Raw genomic sequence first — 18643 nt, 5'->3', positions numbered from 1 at the left:
CTGCGATGCTCCCGGCCCCGTCAGGCGACCAGGACGACGACCAGAGTGCGCGGGCCGTGCACGCCCTCGACCCGCTCCAGCTCGATGTCGCTGGTCGCCGACGGGCCGCTGACCATGGTCAGCGGCGCGTTCGGGTCCAGCCGGCGCAGCGCCTCTGGTACGGCGCCCACGACCTGCCCGGCCTCGACCACGCACACCAGGCAGTCGGGCAGCAGCGAGACCGCCCGCCGTCCGGACACCGGACCGCCGTCGAGCACCAGCGTGCCGGTCTCCGCGATCGCCACGGCCACCCCGGTCAGCGTGGCGGCGAACGCGGCGAGCTCGACGGCGGGGCGGCCGTCGTCCTCGGTGGCGCCGTCCGGCCGCCACCCGGCCGGCACCCCGGGGGCCACGACGACCGACGCCGGATCCCAGCCGGACCCCAGCCCGGTGTCGAGGGCGGCGGCGACGGTGGCCGCCACCTCGTCCGGGCCGCAGCGCAGCACCGAGGCCTTGTAGTCCTCGAGCCGGTCGACGAGGACCTCGCGCAGCTGCTGGGCCGGGCGCTCGTCGGCGGCGCGGTAGTCGCGGGGGACCAGCACGTCCGGCCGGTGCTCGCCCACCGCGGTGCGGATCCGGCTCAGGACCTCGTCCCGCGCGCTGGTCATCGCCCGTGCTCCCGCGCCCAGGCCTGGGTGAAGGTCTCCCGCGGCGGGGTGGGGAGGTCGCGGCTGCGGGTCCAGCCCGAGGCCGGTGGTGGCAGCACCGGCGGCATCGTCGGCTTCCCGCGGGCGAGGAACCGCCCCAGGCCCGCGGCCCGCTGGGTCAGTCGCCACAGCCACGGGTGCGACATCGCCGTGGCCAGCGCCTTGAAGGCGGCCGCCTCGGGGGTCGTCTTGTCCTGCGCCTCGACGTGCTCGGCGCGCAGGTGCACCAGGATCGAGGGGATGTCGATGGCCACCGGGCAGGCGTCGTAGCAGGCGCCGCACAGCGACGAGGCGTACGGCAGCGAGGCGTTGTCCTCGACCCCGGTCAGCTGCGGGGACAGGACGGCGCCGATGGGGCCCGGGTACACCGAGCCGTAGGAGTGCCCGCCGGTGCGCTCGTACACCGGGCAGACGTTGAGGCAGGCCGAGCAGCGGATGCAGTGCAGCGCCTCGCGGCCCACCTCGTCGGCGAGCACCGCCGTCCGCCCGTTGTCGAGCAGCACCAGGTGGAACTCCTGCGGGCCGTCGCCGGGGGTCACGCCGGTCCACATCGACGTGTAGGGGTTCATCCGCTCGCCGGTGGAGGAGCGGGGGAGCAGCTGCAGGAAGACCTCGAGGTCCCGCCAGGTCGGCACCAGCTTCTCGATGCCCATGACGGTGATCAGCGTCTGCGGCAGCGTGAGGCACATCCGGCCGTTGCCCTCGCTCTCGACGACGGCGAGGGTGCCGGTCTCGGCGACGGCGAAGTTGGCGCCGCTGATCGCCACCTTCGCCCGCAGGAACCGCTCCCGCAGGTGCGTGCGTGCGGCCATGGCCAGCCGGCGCGGCTCGTCGGGGAGGTCGCGGTCGGCGCCCTCGCCCTGGAACTGCGGCATGGTGCGCAGGAAGATCTCGCGGATCTCGGCGCGGTTCTTGTGGATCGCCGGCACCAGGATGTGGCTGGGCGCGTCGTCGCCGAGCTGCACGATCAGCTCGGCGAGGTCGGTCTCGTGCGCGGTGATGCCGGCGGCCTCGAGTGCCTCGTTGAGGCCGATCTCCTGGGTGGCCATCGACTTCACCTTGACCACCTCGTCGGCGCCGGTGGCCTGCACCAGCCGGGTGACGATGGCGTTGGCCTCCTCGGCGTCGCGCGCCCAGTGCACCGTGCCGCCGCGGGCGGTCACCTGGCGCTCGAGCTCGACCAGGTGCTCGTCGAGGCGGGCCATGGTGGCCGTCTTCAGCGCCTTGCCGGCCTGGCGCAGCTGCTCCCAGTCGGGCACCTCGCCGACCACCCGGGCCCGCTTGGCGCGGATCGTGCTGGTCGCGTGGCCGAGGTTGGCGCGCAGCTGGCCGTCGCGCAGCGCGTCGCGCGCGGCCTCCGGGAAGGGCCGGTCGCCGCGCAGGTGGCCCACCCCGCGGGGTGCGGTGGGCAGGCCGAGGAACGTCGTCCCGGACCGCGGCGCGCCGGGGGCCAGCGGCGTGGGGTCGGTGGGCTCAGGGGCGGTGGTCATGCCGACACCGCCGGTCGGGTGGTCTGGTGCGGGCTCACGGCGTCCTCCGTCGAGGCCAGGATCTCGGCCAGGTGCACGGTGCGCGTCCCCGACCGCAGCCGGGAGAGCCCACCGCCGATGTGCATGAGGCAGGAGGCGTCACCGGCGGTGCACACCTCCGCGTGGGTGGACAGGACGTTGGCCATCTTGTCGGTCAGCATCGCCGTCGAGGTGTCGGAGTTCTTGATCGAGAAGGTGCCGCCGAAGCCGCAGCACTGCTCGGCGGCGGGCAGCTCGACCAGCTCCAGCCCGCGCACCGCGCGCAGCAGCTGCAGCGGCCGGTCGCCGACCCGCAGCAGCCGCAGCGAGTGGCAGGTCGGGTGGTAGGTGACCCGGTGCGGGTAGTAGGCGCCGACGTCGGTCACCCCGAGGACGTCGACGAGGAACTGCGAGAGCTCGTAGGTGCGCTCGGCCAGGGCCTCGGCCTCGGCGGCCAGCTCGTCCTCGCCGGCCCGCCGCAGCACCATGGCCTGCTGGTGGCGGATCGAGGCCACGCACGACCCGGACGGCGACACGATCGCCTCCGCTCCGGCGAAGGCGCGCACGTGGTTGGCCACGATCGGCACCGCCTCGCGCCGGTAGCCGGTGTTGACGTGCATCTGCCCGCAGCAGGCCTGCCCGGCCGGGACGACGACCTCGTGGCCCAGCCGCTCCAGCAGCCTCGCCGTGGCCATCGCGACCTGCGGCGCCACCGTGTCCACCAGACACGTGGCGAACAGCGCCACCCTCATGCCGCTCCCTCCCGGTCGGCCGCGACGTCGCGGCGCACCATGCTCGACTCCCGGACGACGAGCACCGGCTCGAACACCGGTTGCTCGTGCCGGTGACCCTCCCGACCCTCGTCCAGGAGCAGCTCGGCCGCACGCCGGCCGAGCTCCTGCCGCGGCTTGCGCACCGAGCTCAGCGGCACGGCAGCCGCCGCGGCGAAGTCGATGTCGTCATATCCCACGATGGCGAACTCGTCGGGCACCCGGACCCCGTGGCGCACCATCTCCTGGAGCACGCCGAGCGCCAGCAGGTCGTTGGCGCACACGGCCGCCGTGGGACGCCGGGACGCCGGCAGGCCGATGACCCGGGCCGCGGCCTCCCGACCGCCGGCGACGCTGAGCTCGCCGGGGGACAGGACGGTCAGCTCCGCGTCGGGGACCTCGCGCACCGCCGACTCCACGCCCGCGTGGCGCTCCCGGATCTGCGGCAGGGCGGCGTGCCCGCCGACGAAGGTGATCCGGCGGTGGCCGCGCTCGAGCAGGTGCTCGGCGGCCAGCCGCCCGCCGAGGACGTCGTCGGTCGCGACGGCGCACTGGTGTGGGCCCGGCGCGCGTCGGTCGACGAGGACCACCGGGACGCCGCGGTCGCGGAGCGCGTCCAGCTGTGGGGTCAGCTCGGCGGTCGGGGTGATGAGGACGCCGTGCACCCGCTGCTCGGCGAGCAGGCCCAGGTGCGCGGCCTCCTTCTCCGGGCGGTCGTCGGAGTTGCACAGGACCATCGCGAGGCCGGCCGCGTTGACGACGTCCTCGACCCCGCGGGCGACGTCGGTGAAGAAGGGGTTGGCCATGTCGAGCACCACCAGGCCGACGGTGCGGCTGGAGCCCGCGCGCAGCTGACGTGCCGACTCGTTGCGGACGAAGCCGAGGGCGGCGATCGCGTCGAGGACCTTGGTCCGGGTGGCTTCGCTGACCACGTCGGGCCGGTTGAGGACGTTGCTCACCGTGCCGACCGACACCCCGGCCCGGCCGGCGACGTCCCGGATGCTGGCGGTCAGGACCCCTCCTCGTGGGCGGTCGCGGTCAGGGATGGGAACGCCCGGGGATCGTGTCAGACACCACGCCCGGCGACCGCTCCGGTGCCCGCCGAGGGCGCTCGCTCGGCGGCTGTCCGGAGCCCGGCCGTGGTGAAGGCGAGGGCGTCGCGGGCGAGGGCGGCGTTGTCGGTCCACAGGTTGCGCCAGATGGCCAGGTCGTTCGACAGGGTCCGGTGCACGACCTCCGAGGAGAACGACTCGAACGTCACGATGCCGTCGTAGCCCACCTCGGTGAGCGCGCCGAAGAACTCACCCCAGGGGATCGAGCCCGTGCCCAGGGCGCCGCGGTGGGACTCGCCCACGTGCACGTAGCCGAGCCGCCCGGCCGCCGCGGCCGCGCGCACCGCTCCGGCGAACGAGTGCTCCTCGATGTTCATGTGGTACGTGTCCAGGTGCGCCATCACGTTGGGCCGGTCCACCGCGGCGATGAAGTCCAGGGTCTCCTGGGTCGTGTTCATGACGTTGGTCTCGTACCGGTTGCAGAACTCGAGGGCCAGCGTGATCCCCGAGGCCGCCGCCTTGTCGGCGAGCCAGGCGATCGACTCCTGCGAGTTGGCCCGGCCGCGCTCGGTGGCCGGGCCGGCGTACTTGCCGAGCTTGGAGTACAGGACGCCGCACAGCACGTCCCCGCCGCTGTCGCGCAGGACGTCCAGCGCGCGGCTGAGCCGCTCCCTGCCGCGCGCCACGACCTCGGGGTCCTCGCTGGACACGTCGGTGTCCGCGCTCAACCCGAGGGACGCGCTGACCTTCATGCCGTGCTCCTCCAGCAGGCGCGCGGTCATGCCGGGGTCGAACGCGGTCGGGTCGATCGGGGCGATCTCGATCAGGTCGTAGCCGGCCTCCCGGGAGGAGGCGATGGCGTGGCGTGCCTCCTCGGCGGTCCAGCCTCCCGTCCACACCAGCGCGTGGACGCCGTGGGTGATGGCCATGGGATCTCCTCGTCAGCCGGCTCCCGAGCGCGGGAGTGGGGTCTCGCCGTCCGGGCGAGGCGGGTCCGGATCGGGCTAGCGGGCTCCGTAGCGCCGGGTGGTCAGGCCGTTGAGCAGGGCCGCGAAGACCAGGACGGCGCCGAGCGCGAAGAGCTGGAACTGCGAGCCGGCGTTCCCCGGGACGGCGAGGAGGATCCCGGCGTTCAGCCACACCACCAGCAGCGTGGCCAGCACGACCCCCGCCACCCGGCCGATGCCCCCGGTGATCGCCACCCCGCCGAGCACCGCGATGGTGATCGCCGGCAGCGCCATGCCGTTGCCGGCGGTACCGGCGTCCGGCCGGGCGGAGGCGAACTGCGCCACGGTCACCACGGCCACCAGACCGGAGATCACCCCGGCGAGCAGGTAGGCGGTGAACCGGGAGCGCCGGACGTCGATCCCCGTCCACTGGGCGGCGACGTCGTTGGTCCCGATGGCGTACAGCCGCCGTCCGTAGGTGGTGCGGTTGAGGAGCAGCCACACCACCACGGCCGTCGGGACCAGGAAGGTGAGCGTGCCCAGGGGCACCGGGAGTCCGAGCACCGACACCGACTGCGCCGTGGAGTACAGCTGCTGGATCGGCGGTGTGCTGATCGGCTGCTGCTGGTTCACCACGACCGCCAGCGAGGAGAAGGCGTAGTAGGTCGCCAGCGTGGTGATGAGCGCGGGATAGCCGATGTAGGCGATCAGGAACCCGTTCACGGCCCCGAGGAGGCCGCCGAAGGCCGCGGCCAGGAGGATGGCCAGCCACAGCGGCCAGCCCCACAGTCCGTAGGCGAACCCGAAGACCATGCTGGTCAGGGAGACGTTCGCCCCGACGGACAGATCGATGCCGCCGCGGCCGGAGGTGATGACCAGCAGCTCGGCGAGACCGAGCATCACCAGGGGGACGGCGCTGATGAGGACTGCCGACATGTACGAGGCGTCGTAGGGCGCGGTGAGGTAGTTCCGCTGGCTCAGCACCACGAAGGTGACGACGACCGCCAGGAGCAGGACCAGGAGCAGCACGATCCGCTGGGTCAGCAGCGCCCGGAGCACCGTGGCCGGCAGCTGCTGGAGCCGGGAGGGCCGCTCGGGCGCGGTCGTGTCGGACCCGGGGGCCGGGGAGGTGACGGTGGTGCTCACGTGGTCCTCCTCGCGCGCTGGCGGAGCAGGTCGGCTCCCACGGCGATCAGGATGAAGATGCCGATGAACAGGCTGGCCAGCTGCGACGGCCAGTTGAGCTGGGTCACGCCGGAGGTGACCGTCTGCACGAGGAGAGCCCCGAGCACCGTCCCGAGGACGGAGCCGCGCCCACCCATGATCGACGTGCCGCCGATGACGACCGCGGCGATCGCGGCGAGCTCCATGCCGTCGCCCACGTTCGGTGCGAGGGTGGCGGTGCCCTGGGCGATGACGAAGCAGGCCGCGAGGCCGGTGAGCAGGCCGGTGACGACGTAGGCCAGCATGACCCGCCGCTGCACCTTGACCCCGGCCAGGCGAGCGGCGTGGGCGTCCCCGCCGATGGCGTAGAGGTGCCGCCCACCCGGGGTGTGCCGCAGGTAGTACCAGGCCAGCGCGGCGATCACGATCATGAGCAGGAAGCTGTGCGGGACGCCCAGCGTGCGCCCGGCGTCGCCGCGTCCGAAGACGGCCAGCGTGTCCGGGATGCCGTTGACCGTGGTGCCGCCGAACAGCTGGAGCCCGAGGAAGCGGAACAGGTTCGCGGTGCCGAACGTGATGATGATCGCGTGCACGCGGCCGTAGGCGATGAGCACGCCGTTGACGAGTCCGAGCACACCGCCGACGACGACCGAGAGCAGCACGGCCACCGGCAGCGAGAGGTCGCTCGAGACCAGTTGCTGGGCGACCACCACGGAGCAGACCATCACGATGCTGCCGACGGAGACGTCGATGCCGCCGGTGATGATGATGACGGTCATCCCGATGCCGATGAGCGCCACCGGGGCGGTCGCGACGAACAGCGGCACGATCGACCCGCTGGTGAGGAAGGCCGGGGTGGCCAGTGACAGGGCCACCCACAGCGCCGCGATCACCCCGATGAGGACGATCTCCTGACCGGTGATCGGGAACGGCAGCACGCGACCCCGCGCCGTGGCCTCGTGGGACCGCGGGGAGGCCGGCGGGCGGTCGCCCGCGGTCGTGGCCGAGGTGCTCACGCTGCCTCCTCCTGCTCCAGGGCGCCGGCGGCGGCCGCGAGGACGTCGGACTGGGTGGCGCCGCGGCCGAACTCCACGGTGGTGGTGCCGCCGCGGACCACCTGCAGCCGGTCGGAGACCCGGATCGCCTCGGCGAGGTCGGAGGTCACGATGAGCACGGCCGTCCCCTCGTCCGCGAGATTCCGGATGATCTTGTGGATCTCCTCCTTGGCACCGACGTCCACGCCCTGCGTCGGCTCGGCCAGCACCAGGACCTGGGGTCGTTCCACCAGCTGGCGGGCGAGGACGACCTTCTGGGCGTTCCCGCCGGACATCGCGGAGACCGGCTGGCGTTCGTGCGGGGTCTTCACGGAGAGCCGCCCGATGAAGTCACGCGCCACCTCGCGTTCGCGGCGGCGGTCCATCCACACGCCCAGGCGGGAGAGCAGCGGCAGGTGCCCGGCCGAGATGTTGAACGCGATGGACTGGAAGGCGAACATCCCCTGCCCCTTGCGGTCGGCGGGCAGCAGGGCGATGCCGAGCTTCTTGGCCTCGCGCGGCGAGCGCGGCGCGATGGGTCGGCCGTCGAGCAGGATCCGCCCGGTGGTGGCCCGGCGCATGCCGTAGACCGTCTCCGCGATCTCGGCGGCGCCGGAGCCGACCAGCCCGTAGAGGCTGACGATCTCACCGGGGCGGACGGCGACGTCCACGTCGGCGTACTCGCCCTCCGCCCCGAGGCCCTCGAGGACCAGGCGCGGCTCGGCCTCGGGCACGGCGCGCTCGGCCGCGGTGTCCTCCAGGATCCCGCCGACCATGAGCTCGACGATGCGGCGGACGGTCAGCTCGCCGATGGGCCAGGTCCCGACCGTCTCGCCGTCCCGCATGACCGTCACCCGGTCGGCGATCTCGAACAGCTCGTCGAGCCGGTGCGAGATGTAGATGATCGAGACACCGGAGGCGGCCAGTCGCCGGACGACGCCGAAGAGCACCTCGATCTCGCTGCCGGTGAGGATCGCCGACGGCTCGTCCAGGATGAGGACCCTGGCGTCCCCGCCCAGGGCCTTGGCGATGGACACCTGCTGCTGCTCGGCGATGGACAGCTCGCTGACCGGGACGGTCGCGTACCGCGCCGGCAGGCCGATGAGCTCGAGCAGTTCGACGACCTTGGCGTTCTGCGCGGCCCAGTCGACCCTGCCCCGGCGGGTGATCTCCCGGCCGGTGAAGACGTTCTCGGCCACGGTCAGGTCGGGGAAGAGCTGTGGTTCCTGGTAGACGGTGGCGATGCCCAGCCCGATGGCGTCGGCCGTGCCGTGGATCGCCACCGGTCGTCCGTCGAAGGTGATCTCGCCGGTGTCGGCGGACTCCGCCCCGGAGAGGATCTTGATCAGGGTGGACTTGCCGGCGCCGTTCTCGCCGACGAGGGCGTGGACCTCGCCGGTGTGGACGGTCATGTCCGCGTTGCGGATGGCGCGGACGGCGCCGAACCGCTTGGAGACGCCCCGGACGGACAGCCGCTCCGGAGGGGCTCCCGTACCGGATCGGGAGGAGGGCGCCGCGTCGGTCGCCCCGGTGGCTGGCGGATCGCTCATCGTGTCCTCGCGTTCGGCCGTGACGGGCGGGGAGGGCCGGGGTGGCCGGCCCTCCCCGACTCATCAGTAGTCGTAGTCGGCCGCGTTGTCCTTGGTGATCCGCAGCGGCGGGCCGAGCAGGAGCACCTTGGTCTGGTCGTCGTAGGTCACGCCGGTGATCTCGTCACTGACGTCGTTCGTGGCCTGGAACTGCTCGCCCTGCGCGAGCTGCACGCCCGCCCACGCGGTCAGGTACCCGAGGTGTTCGACGTCCCAGAGGATGCTGGCGCTGGACGAGCCGTCCTCCAGGTAGGGCAGCATCGACTGCGGCGTCCCGAGCCCGACGGTGAAGACCTGGCCGATCTTCCCGGCGTCCCGCACGGCCTGCGCCACACCGGGCGCCGACGAGGTGCACTCACCGACCAGGCCGGTCAGGTCGGGGTGGGCGTTCATCAGGTCGGTCGCCATCTGGGTCGCCTTGGCCTGGTCCTCGCCGGCGTAGACGATGTCGACGATCTCGGCCTGGGGGTACTTCTCCGCGGTGTAGGCCTGCTGGACCTCGATCCAGCTGTTGAGGTTCTGAGCGGTCTGCCCGCAGGAGACGATCGCGTACTTCCCCTGGCCGCCCATGGCCTCCAGGAGCGCGTCGGTCAGGGCCTGGCCGATGCCCTCCGTCGACGCCTGCTCGACGAAGACCTGGCGGACCGAGTTGGGGGCATCGGTGTCGGAGGTCGCCACCGCGATGCCGGCGTCCTGAGCCTGCTGCAGGAGCGGGGCCATGGAGTCGGGGTCGTTCGGGGCGACGATCAGGGCGTCCACGCCCTGCTGGATGTAGGACCGGACGATGTCGGCCTGTGCGGCGGGGTCCGCGGTGACCGGCCCCTGGTACAGCCACTGGCACCCGAGTTCCTGACAAGCGGCCTGGCCGCCGGTGTTCATGGCCTCGAAGTACGGGATCCCCTGCAGCTTGGGCACGAACGCGACGCTGACCTGGTCCTCGCCGCCTCCGCCTGCACCCCCGCCTCCGCCCGAGGCCGAGCCCCCGCTGCCCTGGCCGCAGCCGGAGGCCACCAGAGCGAACGCCAGACCGGCAACGGCGGCCAGCTTCCTCCTACGGATCATCCTCACCCTCATCTCGTCACAGCCCGGATCGCTCCCGAGCGGAGGTCCCGGCCCTCTGTCGGAGCCCTGGGGCGGCCCGGTGCGACTCCGTGGCCGGAGACCGCACATGGGCGCCGTGAAACGATTCATGTGGCGCGGGACACAGTAGGGCGTCGGAAATGCGGCGTCAAGAGGGTGTGCTCGCCCGGCGTGCGAGCCCGGACCGACGCCCACATCGGGCGGCATTCCTCCGGGTGGTCGACCCCTCGTCGTCGGATCGCGGTGGAGCCGGTGGGGCGCCTGTCCCTTGACGCAACTCCGGGTCGGCACTAGCGTGTGCCGCACGCCACATCTGAATCGTTTCATGCCGTGTGGCGGCCCGCAGGTAGGAGAGCGAGCTCGACGCGGAGGGACCGGTGCCCCGAGTCTGCTTCACCCTCCAGGTCCGGCCCGACCGGCTGGCCGAGTACCGGGAACGCCACGCCGCCGTCTGGCCCGAGATGCTCCGCGCGCTGCGCGACGCCGGCTGGCGGGACTACCAGCTCTTCCTGCGTGAGGACGGCCTGCTCGTGGGCACCGTCGTCGTCGAGGACCTCGCCGCCGCCCAGGCCGCCGTGGACGCCAGCGAGGTGAGCGCCCGCTGGGAGGCGGAGATGGCCGCCTTCTTCGCGACCGGCGACGGCCGCGGCAAGTCCACCCTCGACCTCGTCTTCGACCTCGACGCCCAGCTGAGGGCGGCCGAGTCTCCCGGGCCCGCCCAGCCCACCACCGCACCGAACGGAGACCCCTCGTGACCGACCTCCGCACCCGCGCTCTCGCCGCACTGGCCGAGCAGACCATCGAGCTGCCCTCCTGGGCTTTCGGCAACTCCGGCACCCGGTTCAAGGTCTTCGGCCAGCCCGGCGTGGCCCGCGACCCGTTCGAGAAGCTCGAGGACGCCGCCCGGGTGCACCGGTACACCGGTGCCGCGCCGCGGGTGTCGCTGCACGTCCCGTGGGACCTGGTGGACGACTTCGGCAAGCTGGCCGCGCACGCCCGCGACCTGGGCGTCCAGATCGGCGCGATCAACTCCAACCTCTTCCAGGACGACGAGTACCGGCTGGGCTCGCTCACCCACGCCGACCCGGCGATCCGCCGCCGGGCGGTCGAGCACCACGCGCAGTGCATCGACGTCATGCGCCAGACCGGCTCGACGGACCTGAAGATCTGGTTGCCCGACGGCACCAACTACCCGGGTCAGGACGACCTGCGCGCCCGCCAGGACCGGCTCGCCGACTCCTTGCAGCAGGTCTACGCGATGCTCGACCCGGAGCACCGGATCCTGCTCGAGTACAAGTTCTTCGAGCCCTACTTCTACGCGATGGACATCCCCGACTGGGGCACCTCGCTGGTGCACTGCCTGGCGCTCGGGGAGCAGGCGACCGTCGTCCTGGACACCGGCCACCACGCGCCGGGCACCAACATCGAGTTCATCGTCATGCAGCTGCTGCGCCTGGGCCGGCTCGGCGCCTTCGACTTCAACTCGCGCAACTACGCCGACGACGACCTCATCGTCGGCTCGGCCGACCCGTTCCAGCTGTTCCGGATCATGAACGAGATCGTCGCCCAGGACGCGCACCGCCCCGAGTCCGGCGTCAACTTCATGCTCGACCAGTGCCACAACATCGAGCCGAAGATCCCCGGCCAGATCCGCTCGGTGATGAACGTCCAGGAGGCGACGGCGAAGGCGCTGCTCGTCGACCGCGAGGCGCTGGCCGCGGCGCAGCGGGCCGGTGACGTGCTGAGCGCGCACGGCGTGCTGATGGACGCCTACTCGACCGACGTCCGCCCGCTGCTCGCCGAGCTGCGCGAGTCGAAGGGCCTGGACCCCGACCCCTACGCCGCCTACGCCCGCTCCGGCCACCAGGAGCGCATCGCCCGCGAGCGCGTCGGCGGCCAGCAGGCCGGCTGGGGCGCCTGAAAGAGGACCCCCCACCCTCGCCGAGATCGCGTGATCTCGCACCGTTCGGCCCTCCAGCCGTCCGAGATCCCGTGATCTCGCCGGTACAGAATCCCGGAAGGAACCACCCCGTGAGCAATCCCGTGGTCAGTGAACTGATCGCACGCAGCAACCGGCTGGGCGCCGACCCGCGCAACACCAACTACGCCGGCGGCAACACCTCCGCCAAGGGCACGGAGACCGACCCGGTGACCGGCCGGCCGGTCGAGCTGGTCTGGGTCAAGGGCTCCGGCGGCGACCTGGGCACCCTGACCGAGTCCGGCCTCGCCGTCCTGCGAAGGGACCGGCTCCGCTCGCTGGTCGACGTCTACCCCGGCGTCGAGCGCGAGGACGAGATGGTCGCCGCCTTCGACTTCTGCCTGCACGGCCGCGGCGGCGCGGCGCCGTCCATCGACACCGCCATGCACGGCCTGGTGACCGCCCCGCACGTCGACCACCTGCACCCCGACTCGGGCATCGCGCTGGCCACCGCGGCCGACGGCGAGGCTCTCACCCGGGAGTGCTTCGGCGACCGCGTCGTCTGGGTGCCGTGGCGCCGTCCGGGCTTCCAGCTCGGCCTGGACATCGCCGCGATCGCCGAGAAGAACCCGCAGGCGATCGGCTGCATCCTCGGCGGCCACGGCATCACCGCCTGGGGCGCCACCAGCGAGGAGTGCGAGGCCAACTCGCTCGAGATCATCCGGACGGCGGAGCGCTTCCTCACCGAGCGCGGCAGGCCCGAGCCGTTCGGCGCCGTCGTCCCCGGCTTCGAGGCCCTGCCCGAGACCGAGCGCCGGCACCGGGCTGCCGCGCTCGCGCCGGTGGTCCGCGGGCTGGCCTCGACCGACAGGCCGCAGGTGGGCCACTTCACCGACGCCGACGTCGTCCTGGAGTTCCTGTCGCGGGAGAAGCTGCAGCCCCTGGCCGCGCTGGGCACCTCCTGCCCCGACCACTTCCTGCGCACCAAGGTGCGCCCGCTGGTCGTCGACCTCCCGGCGACGGCGCCCCTCGACGAGGTGGTGCAGCGACTGCGCGAGCTGCACGAGGAGTACCGCGCCGAGTACGCCGCCTACTACGCCCGGCACGCCACCCCCGACAGCCCGTCGATGCGCGGCGCCGACCCGGCGGTCGTGCTGGTGCCCGGCGTCGGCATGTTCAGCTTCGGCAGCAACAAGCAGACCGCTCGGGTGGCCGGCGAGTTCTACGTCAACGCGATCAACGTGATGCGCGGCGCCGAAGCCGTCTCCACCTACGCGCCGATCGACGAGAGCGAGAAGTTCCGCATCGAGTACTGGGCGCTGGAGGAGGCCAAGGTCCGGCGGATGCCCGAGCCCAAGCCGCTGGCCACCCGCGTCGCGCTGGTCACCGGTGCGGCGTCCGGCATCGGCAAGGCCATCGCGCACCGGCTGGCCCGCGAGGGCGCCTGCGTCGTCGTGGCGGACCTCGACCCGGCGAAGGCCGAGGCCGCGGCGGCCGAGGTCGGCAACGCCGACGTCGCGGTGGGCGTGGGCGCCGACGTGTCCGACGCCGAGGCCGTCGCCGAGGCGTTCCGCGCGGCGGTGCTCGCCTTCGGCGGCGTGGACCTGGTGGTCAACAACGCCGGGCTGTCGATCTCCAAGCCGCTGCTGGAGACCACCGAGGCCGACTGGGACCTGCAGCACGACGTCATGGCCAAGGGCAGCTTCCTGGTCTCCCGCGAGGCCGCCCGGATCATGATCGAGCAGGGCATGGGGGGCGACGTCGTCTACATCTCCAGCAAGAACTCGGTCTTCGCCGGCCCCAGCAACATCGCCTACTCCGCGACCAAGGCCGACCAGGCCCACCAGGTCCGGTTGCTGGCCGCCGAGCTCGGCGAGCACCAGATCCGCGTCAACGGCATCAACCCCGACGGCGTGGTCCGCGGGTCGGGGATCTTCGCCGGCGGCTGGGGTGCCCAGCGGGCCAAGACCTACGGCGTCCCGGAGGAGGAGCTGGGCGCGTTCTACGCGCAGCGCACCCTGCTCAAGCGCGAGGTGCTGCCCGACCACGTGGCCGACGCCGTCTTCGCGCTCACCGGCGGTGACCTCACCCGGACGACCGGGCTGCACGTCCCGGTCGACTCCGGCGTGGCCGCTGCCTTCCTCCGGTGACGCTCTCGCTCGCCGCCGTCGACCTGGGGGCCTCGAGCGGCCGGGTGATGGCCGCGCGGGTCGGCCCGGACCGGCTGGACCTCACCGAGGTGCACCGGTTCGCCAACCGGCCGGTCCGCACTCGCGGCACGCTGCACTGGGACGTCCTGTCCCTCTACGCCGGGGTGTTGGACGGCCTGCGGGCCGCCGGTCGCGAGGCCGGCCGGGTGGACGGCGTGGGCATCGACAGCTGGGCCGTGGACCACGGCCTGCTCGACGCCGACGGCGCGCTGCTGGGCAACCCGGTGCACTACCGGGACGCCCGGCACGCGACCGCGGTCCGGGCGGTGCACGCCGTCGTCCCGCCCGAGGAGCTGTACCGGGTCAGCGGGCTGCAGCACCTGCCGTTCAACACGGTCTTCCAGCTGGCGGCCGCGCGGGGGACGGCGCAGCTCGCCGCCGCCCGGACGGCGCTGCTGGTGCCCGACCTGCTGGCGTACTGGCTCACCGGCGCGGTCGGCGCGGAGGTCACGAACGCCTCGACCACCGGGCTGCTCGACGCCACCACCCGGGAGTGGGCGGGCGAGCTGGTCGACCGGCTCGGGCTCGACCGCGGGCTCCTCCCGCCACTGCGCCAGCCGGGGGAGCGGCTCGGGGAGCTGACCGACGACGTCCTCGCGGAGACCGGGCTGACCGGACCGGTGCCGGTGACCGCGGTCGGCTCGCACGACACGGCGTCGGCGGTGGTCGGCGTCCCGGCGGCGACCGACCGGTTCGCCTACGTCTCCTGCGGCACCTGGTCCCTGGTCGGCGTGGAGCTGGAGAAGCCGGTGCTCACCGAGGCCAGCCGGGCGGCCGGGTTCACCAACGAGCTCGGCGTCGACGGCACGGTGCGCTACCTGCACAACGTCATGGGGCTGTGGCTGCTGCAGGAGTCGCAGCGGACCTGGGCCGCGTCCGGGCTGCCCGCCGACCTGCCCGACCTGCTCGCCGCGGCCGCGCGGGCGCCGGCCTTCACCGCACTCGTGGACCCCGACGACCCGCGGTTCCTGCCACCCGGGGACGTGCCCGGGCGGATCGCGGAGGTCTGCTGGGAGACCGGGCAGGCGCCGCCGCAGGACCCGGCCGGGACGGTGCGCTGCATCCTCGACAGCCTGGCGCTGGCCTACCGTCGCACCGTCCGGCGGGCGGCCGAGCTGTCCGGACGCGAGGTCGAGGTGGTGCACCTGGTCGGCGGGGGGGCGCGCAACACCCTGCTGTGCCAGCTCACCGCCGACGCCTGCGGGCTGCCGGTGCTCGCCGGTCCGGTGGAGGCGGCCGCGCTCGGCAACGTCCTGGTCCAGGCCCGCGGGCTGGGCGTGCTCTCCGGCGGGCTGCCGGAGCTGCGCGCGTTGCTGCGCCAGACCCAGGACGCCCAGCTGTACCTGCCGGCGCCGGGTTCGGGCCCCGCCTGGGACGCCGCCGCGACGCGGCTGGGCTAGGCGCGGTCGCGCCGGCGCTCGATCGCCTCGAGCACCGTCTTGCGACCCCTGCCCAGCTCGCGCTCGGCCCGCTCGGCGCGGTCGAGCTGGGAGTCGCCGCTCATCGCCGACACGCGCTTCCGTGCCTCGGCGGCGTCGACGTCGAGCAGCTCGGCGGCCTTCCGGGCCTCCTTGGCCGCGTCGGTGTTGGCCACGTGCTGCTCGTCGCCGTCCTGCTTCCGCCGGTCGGTGGCCTCCCTCTCGTCGTCGCTGAGCAGCTGCCAGGCGGCGTCGGGCAGGTAGCGCCGGGTCCCGTCGGTGCCGCGGGCGCGGTCGCCGCCGTCCGCGGTGTGCCACTCCTGCTCGGTCCACTCCCGCAGGTTCTCCTGCGACTGCGTGCGCTCGCCCTCGTGCCGGTAGCCACCGCCGTGCGCCTCGTACTCGTGCGCGAGCAGCTGGCTCTTGCGGGCGCTCCACTGCCCCGGCTTCCCACCGCGGTCGCCCGCCTTGATCTCCTCCTTGAGCCGCGCGCGCAGCTCCGGGTCCGTGTAGTCCGCCGCGTAGTCCTCCGCCGACTTCCCGCTCATGGCCGCCGGGGTACCCAGGGTGTAGCGACTCCACCCACGCCGGTCAGGACCGGCCGTCCCGCCCCCGGGTCGCCTGCGCCCAGCGGCGCGGGCTGATGCCCTTCCAGCGCCGGAAGGCGTGCACGAAACTCGAGGCCTCCGAGTAGCCGATGCGCTCGGCGACCTGCTCGATGCTCAGGCCCGCGGTCACCAGCAGCTCCTCCGCGAGGTACTCGCGGGTCTGCTCGACGACGGCGCGGAAGCCCGTCCCCTCCTCCTCGAGGTGCCGGCGCAGCGTTCGCACGCTCATGTGGAGCGCGGCGGCGACCTGTTCCTGGCCGGGCATCCGCCGCGGGTCCCGCAGCAGCAGGTCGCGCACCCGGCCGCTCGTGCCGCGGCGGGACTGGCGGCGATCGAGCAGGTCGCGGCACTGCGCCTCGCACAGGGCGGCGGTCAGCGGAGCCGCCTGGGGGAGGGGGTGGTCGAGCAGCCCGGCGTCGAAGGTGACCACCGAGCGCGGCGCCGCGAAGTCGGGCCGCACGCCGAAGGCCGCCTCGTACGGCGCCGGGTCGGCGGGCGCGGGCAGCCGCAGCGCCACGCGCAGCGGGACGACCGCCTGCCCGAGCCGTTCGCGCCAGAGCTGCAGGGCCGCCGTGGTGTCGCGCAGCAACACGAACCGCCGCACCGGCTCGGGCAGGTCCAGGTCGTCGAAGAAGAGCGCGACCTCGCCGTCGCCCTCGTGGGCGCTGATGCGCGTCAGGGCGTAGGTGAGGTCGAGGTAGCGCATGGCCACCTCGTTGCTCTCCCGGATCGTGCGGCTCGAGAGGAGGGCGAAGCCCCAGATCCCGTAGGTGGTCAGCCGGTAGCGCGCGCCGGCCGACAGGCCGATCGTCTCGGGCAGCTCGTCGGTGAGCGTGGCGATGAGGCGCACCTCCTGCGCGGCGGTGATCTCCGCGGCGGGGTCGCTGAGCGCCGAATCGTCGATCCCGGTGCCGGCGAGCGTCCGTGCCGGCGGCAGGCCGTGCTCGGCCGCGAGCGCGCACAGCAACGCCGCGCTGCCCGTCCCGCGGGCGGCGGCGTCGATGGGGTTGGCCGGATCTGTCAACTCGTGGCCGATCGTGCCATGGCTCACACCGGGGTCGGTTCCTACGGTGCCGAGTGGCGCTGGTCACGGAGAGAGTGGAGGTCCGGCATGACGTCGACCGAACGGACAGTGGCGACCGAGCAGGAGACCGAGCACGTCGACGTGCTGATCGTCGGTGCGGGGATCTCCGGCATCGGAGCCGCCCACCACCTGAGGGAACGGTTCCCCGGCAGGTCCTTCGTCGTCCTCGACGCGCTGGAGGACCGCGGCGGGACCTGGTGGACCCACCGGTACCCCGGCGCCCGCTCGGACAGCGACCTGTTCACCTTCGGCTACCGGTTCAAGCCGTGGCGCGGGCCCTCGATCGCGACGTCCGAGGAGATCCTCGCCTACCTCGACGAGGTCATCGCCGAGGACGAGCTCGGCGACGTGATCCGCTACCGGCACCGGGTCACCGCCGCGAGCTGGTCCACCGAGGACCGGCGCTGGACGGTGGAGGTCACCCGGGAGGACACCGGGGAGCACCTGCGGTTCACCACCGACTTCCTGTGGATGTGCCAGGGCTACTACGACCACTCCGGGCCCCACCGCCCGCAGTGGGAGGGCATGGACCGGTTCGAGGGCGTGGTCGTGCACCCGCAGCAGTGGCCCGACGACCTGGACCACGCCGGCAAGCGTGTCGTCGTCATCGGCTCCGGCGCGACGGCGGCGACCCTCGTCCCGGCCATGGCGCAGACCGCCGGACACGTGACGATGCTGCAGCGGTCGCCGACGTTCTTCTTCGCCCGCCCCAGGACCCACGAGCTGGCGGAGACGTTGCGGGCCCTGGACGTCCCCGACGAGTGGACCCACGAGATCCTCCGGCGCGCCTACATCGCCGAGAGCGACGAGATCACCCGGATGTCCTTCGAGTCCCCGGACGAGCTGCGGACGTTCCTCATCGAGTCGATGCGCCCGCTGCTCCCCGAGGGGTTCGACATCGACAAGCACTTCAACCCCCGCTACCGCCCGTGGCAGCAGCGCCTCGCCGTCGTCCCCGACGGGGACCTGTTCACGGCACTGCGCGAGGGGAGGGCGTCGGTGGTCACCGACACCATCGAGACGTTCACCGGGACCGGGATCCGGCTGACCTCCGGGGGGGAGCTCGAGGCGGACGTCGTCGTCACCGCCACCGGCTTCGACCTCAGCCTCTTCGGTGGGGTCGCGTTCACCGTCGACGGCGAGCCGGTCGACTTCCCCGAACGCGTGACCTGGCGCGGCATCATGATCAGCGGCGTGCCGAACATGGCCTACGTGTTCGGCTACTTCCGCAACAGCTGGACGCTGCGGGCCGACCTGGTCAGCGAGTTCGTGTGCCGGCTGCTGGCGCACATGCAGGAGCAGGGCGCCACCGTGGTCGTCCCCACCCTGCGTCCCGAGGACGCGGACATGCCGTTGCGGCCGTGGGCCGACCCGGAGAACTTCAACGCGGGCTACGTCATGCGCTCGATGCACCTCATGTTCAAGCAGGGTGACCGCGAGCCGTGGACCCACCTGCTGGAGTACGCGCAGGAACGGACGACGCTGCCCGCGGCCGACCTCGACGACGAGTCGCTGCTCTACAGCTGAGCCGCGCCAGCGATCCACCGGCGGACGCCACCGCGTTCCGCCGTCCAC

Annotated in this window: 16 protein-coding genes; 5 read left to right on the top strand and 11 right to left on the bottom strand. The window is 73.0% G+C overall.

Going from position 1 to position 18643, the window contains the following annotated elements:
- Positions 1-20: 20 nt before the first annotated feature.
- The 9 genes from ACWIX7_RS03390 to ACWIX7_RS03350 all read right to left on the bottom strand — a co-directional run bounded on the left by ACWIX7_RS03390 (position 21) and on the right by ACWIX7_RS03350 (position 9665).
- Entirely contained in the window at positions 21-647 is a 627-nt protein-coding gene (locus ACWIX7_RS03390) for a LutC/YkgG family protein (RefSeq protein WP_448620211.1), read from the bottom strand.
- Complete coding sequence (locus ACWIX7_RS03385; protein WP_448620210.1) at positions 644-2176, bottom strand: LutB/LldF family L-lactate oxidation iron-sulfur protein; 1533 nt, start codon at positions 2174-2176, stop codon at positions 644-646. Before ACWIX7_RS03385 ends, ACWIX7_RS03390 begins: the two co-directional genes overlap by 4 nt.
- Positions 2173-2946, bottom strand: a complete 774-nt coding sequence (locus ACWIX7_RS03380; RefSeq protein ID WP_448620209.1) for a (Fe-S)-binding protein — start codon at positions 2944-2946, stop codon at positions 2173-2175. Before ACWIX7_RS03380 ends, ACWIX7_RS03385 begins: the two co-directional genes overlap by 4 nt.
- On the bottom strand, positions 2943-3965 hold the full coding sequence (locus ACWIX7_RS03375) for a LacI family DNA-binding transcriptional regulator (protein WP_448622124.1): 1023 nt from the start codon (positions 3963-3965) through the stop codon (positions 2943-2945). The genes ACWIX7_RS03380 and ACWIX7_RS03375 overlap by 4 nt, the downstream gene beginning before the upstream one ends.
- 65 nt (positions 3966-4030) lie before the next feature.
- The gene (locus tag ACWIX7_RS03370) at positions 4031-4945 is read right to left on the bottom strand and encodes a sugar phosphate isomerase/epimerase family protein (protein ID WP_448620208.1); all 915 of its coding nucleotides are present in this window, start codon (positions 4943-4945) and stop codon (positions 4031-4033) included.
- A 75-nt stretch (positions 4946-5020) separates the two neighbouring features.
- Positions 5021-6109 (bottom strand): ABC transporter permease, encoded by a 1089-nt coding sequence (locus ACWIX7_RS03365; RefSeq protein ID WP_448620207.1) that lies wholly within the window; start codon positions 6107-6109, stop codon positions 5021-5023.
- Positions 6106-7143, bottom strand: coding sequence for an ABC transporter permease (locus ACWIX7_RS03360; protein ID WP_448620206.1), 1038 nt, complete (start codon positions 7141-7143; stop codon positions 6106-6108). The genes ACWIX7_RS03365 and ACWIX7_RS03360 overlap by 4 nt, the downstream gene beginning before the upstream one ends.
- The gene (locus ACWIX7_RS03355) at positions 7140-8711 is read right to left on the bottom strand and encodes a sugar ABC transporter ATP-binding protein (protein ID WP_448620205.1); all 1572 of its coding nucleotides are present in this window, start codon (positions 8709-8711) and stop codon (positions 7140-7142) included. Before ACWIX7_RS03355 ends, ACWIX7_RS03360 begins: the two co-directional genes overlap by 4 nt.
- Before the next feature lie 63 nt (positions 8712-8774).
- The gene (locus ACWIX7_RS03350; protein WP_448620204.1) at positions 8775-9665 is read right to left on the bottom strand and encodes an autoinducer 2 ABC transporter substrate-binding protein; all 891 of its coding nucleotides are present in this window, start codon (positions 9663-9665) and stop codon (positions 8775-8777) included.
- 542 nt (positions 9666-10207) lie between these two features.
- Here ACWIX7_RS03350 and ACWIX7_RS03345 point away from each other — a divergent pair.
- The 4 genes from ACWIX7_RS03345 (at position 10208) to ACWIX7_RS03330 (ending at position 15358) form a co-directional block, all read left to right on the top strand.
- Positions 10208-10585 (top strand): L-rhamnose mutarotase, encoded by a 378-nt coding sequence (locus tag ACWIX7_RS03345; RefSeq protein WP_448620203.1) that lies wholly within the window; start codon positions 10208-10210, stop codon positions 10583-10585.
- Positions 10582-11751 carry an L-rhamnose isomerase gene (gene rhaI, locus ACWIX7_RS03340; protein ID WP_448620202.1) on the top strand — a complete coding sequence of 390 codons (1170 nt, stop codon included), beginning with the start codon at positions 10582-10584 and terminating at the stop codon, positions 11749-11751. Before ACWIX7_RS03345 ends, rhaI begins: the two co-directional genes overlap by 4 nt.
- Positions 11752-11861: 110 nt before the next feature.
- The gene (locus ACWIX7_RS03335) at positions 11862-13898 is read left to right on the top strand and encodes a bifunctional aldolase/short-chain dehydrogenase (protein WP_448620201.1); all 2037 of its coding nucleotides are present in this window, start codon (positions 11862-11864) and stop codon (positions 13896-13898) included.
- On the top strand, positions 13895-15358 hold the full coding sequence (locus ACWIX7_RS03330) for a rhamnulokinase (protein WP_448620200.1): 1464 nt from the start codon (positions 13895-13897) through the stop codon (positions 15356-15358). The genes ACWIX7_RS03335 and ACWIX7_RS03330 overlap by 4 nt, the downstream gene beginning before the upstream one ends.
- On the opposite strand, the gene ACWIX7_RS03325 is transcribed toward ACWIX7_RS03330, so the two are convergent.
- Entirely contained in the window at positions 15355-15924 is a 570-nt protein-coding gene (locus tag ACWIX7_RS03325; RefSeq protein WP_448620199.1) for a hypothetical protein, read from the bottom strand. The genes ACWIX7_RS03330 and ACWIX7_RS03325 overlap by 4 nt on opposite strands.
- 43 nt (positions 15925-15967) lie before the next feature.
- Positions 15968-17035 (bottom strand): AraC family transcriptional regulator, encoded by a 1068-nt coding sequence (locus ACWIX7_RS03320; RefSeq protein ID WP_448620198.1) that lies wholly within the window; start codon positions 17033-17035, stop codon positions 15968-15970.
- 60 nt (positions 17036-17095) lie between these two features.
- Here ACWIX7_RS03320 and ACWIX7_RS03315 point away from each other — a divergent pair, with 60 nt between their 5' ends.
- Positions 17096-18595 carry a flavin-containing monooxygenase gene (locus tag ACWIX7_RS03315; RefSeq protein ID WP_448620197.1) on the top strand — a complete coding sequence of 500 codons (1500 nt, stop codon included), beginning with the start codon at positions 17096-17098 and terminating at the stop codon, positions 18593-18595.
- Positions 18596-18643 lie beyond the last annotated feature (48 nt).

Source organism: Geodermatophilus sp. URMC 65, assembly GCF_053502545.1.
Note: the sequence above shows the minus strand (reverse complement) of the source record. Positions and strands in the feature narration are given on the sequence as shown.

Bases quoted from the DNA above. Each gene is read 5' to 3' on its own strand.
- ACWIX7_RS03380 (WP_448620209.1), bottom strand. From the start codon at position 2,946: ATGAGGGTGGCGCTGTTCGCCACGTGTCTGGTGGACACGGTGGCGCCG.
- ACWIX7_RS03325 (WP_448620199.1), bottom strand. From the start codon at position 15,924: ATGAGCGGGAAGTCGGCGGAGGACTACGCGGCGGACTACACGGACCCG.
- ACWIX7_RS03390 (WP_448620211.1), bottom strand. From the start codon at position 647: ATGACCAGCGCGCGGGACGAGGTCCTGAGCCGGATCCGCACCGCGGTG.
- ACWIX7_RS03355 (WP_448620205.1), bottom strand. From the start codon at position 8,711: ATGAGCGATCCGCCAGCCACCGGGGCGACCGACGCGGCGCCCTCCTCC.
- ACWIX7_RS03370 (WP_448620208.1), bottom strand. From the start codon at position 4,945: ATGGCCATCACCCACGGCGTCCACGCGCTGGTGTGGACGGGAGGCTGG.
- ACWIX7_RS03385 (WP_448620210.1), bottom strand. From the start codon at position 2,176: ATGACCACCGCCCCTGAGCCCACCGACCCCACGCCGCTGGCCCCCGGC.
- ACWIX7_RS03315 (WP_448620197.1), top strand. From the start codon at position 17,096: ATGACGTCGACCGAACGGACAGTGGCGACCGAGCAGGAGACCGAGCAC.